The organism is Streptomyces sp. bgisy159 (assembly GCF_057707805.1).
Map to the genome: position 1 here is coordinate 1 of NZ_JBYIQX010000102.1, position 3,189 is coordinate 3,189.

Below are 3,189 nucleotides of genomic sequence, written 5' to 3' on the forward strand. Positions count from 1 at the left end.
CTGGTCGTTGTTTGAGAACTGCACAGTGGACGCGAGCATCTGTGGCCAAGTTTTTAAGGGCGCACGGTGGATGCCTTGGCACCAGGAACCGATGAAGGACGTGGGAGGCCACGATAGTCCCCGGGGAGTCGTCAACCAGGCTTTGATCCGGGGGTTTCCGAATGGGGAAACCCGGCAGTCGTCATGGGCTGTCACCCATACCTGAACACATAGGGTATGTGGAGGGAACGCGGGGAAGTGAAACATCTCAGTACCCGCAGGAAGAGAAAACAACCGTGATTCCGGGAGTAGTGGCGAGCGAAACTGGATGAGGCCAAACCGTATGCGTGTGAGACCCGGCAGGGGTTGCGCATTCGGGGTTGTGGGATCTCTCTTCTGTTGTCTGCCGGCGACAGGACGAGTCAGAAACCGTTGATGTAGGCGAAGGACATGCGAAAGGTCCGGCGTAGAGGGTAAGACCCCCGTAGTCGAAACGTCAGCGGCTCGTTTGAGAGACACCCAAGTAGCACGGGGCCCGAGAAATCCCGTGTGAATCTGGCGGGACCACCCGCTAAGCCTAAATATTCCCTGGTGACCGATAGCGGATAGTACCGTGAGGGAATGGTGAAAAGTACCCCGGGAGGGGAGTGAAATAGTACCTGAAACCGTGTGCCTACAAGCCGTGGGAGCGTCGGACATCAGCTTGCTGGTGTCTCGTGACTGCGTGCCTTTTGAAGAATGAGCCTGCGAGTTTGCGGTGTGTTGCGAGGTTAACCCGGGTGGGGTAGCCGTAGCGAAAGCGAGTCCGAACAGGGCGATTTGAGTAGCACGCTCAAGACCCGAAGCGGAGTGATCTAGCCATGGGCAGGTTGAAGCGGAGGTAAGACTTCGTGGAGGACCGAACCCACCAGGGTTGAAAACCTGGGGGATGACCTGTGGTTAGGGGTGAAAGGCCAATCAAACTCCGTGATAGCTGGTTCTCCCCGAAATGCATTTAGGTGCAGCGTCGTGTGTTTCTTGCCGGAGGTAGAGCACTGGATAGGCGATGGGCCCTACCGGGTTACTGACCTTAGCCAAACTCCGAATGCCGGTAAGTGAGAGCGCGGCAGTGAGACTGTGGGGGATAAGCTCCATGGTCGAGAGGGAAACAGCCCAGAGCATCGACTAAGGCCCCTAAGCGTACGCTAAGTGGGAAAGGATGTGGAGTCGCAGAGACAACCAGGAGGTTGGCTTAGAAGCAGCCACCCTTGAAAGAGTGCGTAATAGCTCACTGGTCTAGTGATTCCGCGCCGACAATGTAGCGGGGCTCAAGCGTACCGCCGAAGTCGTGTCATTGCAGCATGTACGCCCAACGGCGGCTGTGATGGGTAGGGGAGCGTCGTCTGCCGGGTGAAGCAGCACCGGAAGGTAGTTGTGGACGGTTGACGAGTGAGAATGCAGGCATGAGTAGCGATTCACACGTGAGAAACGTGTGCGCCGATTGACTAAGGGTTCCTGGGTCAAGCTGATCTGCCCAGGGTAAGTCGGGACCTAAGGCGAGGCCGACAGGCGTAGTCGATGGATAACCGGTTGATATTCCGGTACCCGCTGTGAAGCGTCAAACATCGAATCCAGTGATGCTAAGCCCGTGAAGCCGTCGGCTGAGTCTTCGGACGAGGTCGGAGTGGTGGAGCCGGTGACCCGAGCTGGTAGTAGGTGAGTGATGGGGTGACGCAGGAAGGTAGTCCATCCCGGGCGGTGGTTGTCCCGGGGTAAGGGTGTAGGCCGCAAGGTAGGTAAATCCGCCTTGCATCCGGCTGAGACCTGATGCCGAGCCGATTGTGGTGAAGTGGATGATCCTATGCTGTCGAGAAAAGCCTCTAGCGAGTTTCATGGCGGCCCGTACCCTAAACCGACTCAGGTGGTCAGGTAGAGAATACCGAGGCGTTCGGGTGAACTATGGTTAAGGAACTCGGCAAAATGCCCCCGTAACTTCGGGAGAAGGGGGGCCACGCCTGGTGATGAGCTTTGCGCTCTGAGCTGGGGGTGGCCGCAGAGACCAGCGAGAAGCGACTGTTTACTAAAAACACAGGTCCGTGCGAAGCCGTAAGGCGATGTATACGGACTGACGCCTGCCCGGTGCTGGAACGTTAAGGGGACCGGTTAGTGATCTTTCGGGGTTGCGAAGCTGAGAACTTAAGCGCCAGTAAACGGCGGTGGTAACTATAACCATCCTAAGGTAGCGAAATTCCTTGTCGGGTAAGTTCCGACCTGCACGAATGGCGTAACGACTTCTCGACTGTCTCAACCATAGGCCCGGTGAAATTGCACTACGAGTAAAGATGCTCGTTTCGCGCAGCAGGACGGAAAGACCCCGGGACCTTTACTACAGTTTGATATTGGTGTTCGGTTCGGCTTGTGTAGGATAGCTGGGAGACTTTGAAGCTTGGACGCCAGTTCAGGTGGAGTCGTCGTTGAAATACCAGTCTGGTCGTGCTGGATGTCTAACCTGGGTCCGTGATCCGGATCAGGGACAGTGTCTGATGGGTAGTTTAACTGGGGCGGTTGCCTCCTAAAGGGTAACGGAGGCGCCCAAAGGTTCCCTCAGCCTGGTTGGCAATCAGGTGTTGAGTGTAAGTGCACAAGGGAGCTTGACTGTGAGACCGACGGGTCGAGCAGGGACGAAAGTCGGGACTAGTGATCCGGCGGTGGCTTGTGGAAGCGCCGTCGCTCAACGGATAAAAGGTACCCCGGGGATAACAGGCTGATCTTCCCCAAGAGTCCATATCGACGGGATGGTTTGGCACCTCGATGTCGGCTCGTCGCATCCTGGGGCTGGAGTCGGTCCCAAGGGTTGGGCTGTTCGCCCATTAAAGCGGTACGCGAGCTGGGTTTAGAACGTCGTGAGACAGTTCGGTCCCTATCCGCTGTGCGCGTAGGAGTCTTGAGAAGGGCTGTCCCTAGTACGAGAGGACCGGGACGGACGAACCTCTGGTGTGCCAGTTGTTCTGCCAAGGGCATGGCTGGTTGGCTACGTTCGGGAGGGATAACCGCTGAAAGCATCTAAGCGGGAAGCCTGCTTCGAGATGAGGACTCCCACCCACTTGATGGGGTAAGGCTCCCAGTAGACGACTGGGTTGATAGGCCGGATATGGAAGCACGGTAACGTGTGGAGTTGACCGGTACTAATAGGCCGAGGGCTTGTCCTCAGTTGCTCGCGTCCACTGTGTT

Annotated in this window: 1 rRNA gene; it reads left to right on the top strand. The window is 56.9% G+C overall.

The features are described from left to right. The first annotated feature begins 43 nt into the window (after nt 1–43). Nucleotides 44–3,167, top strand: a 23S ribosomal RNA gene (locus AC3ET3_RS35935). Nucleotides 3,168–3,189: the final 22 nt, after the last annotated feature.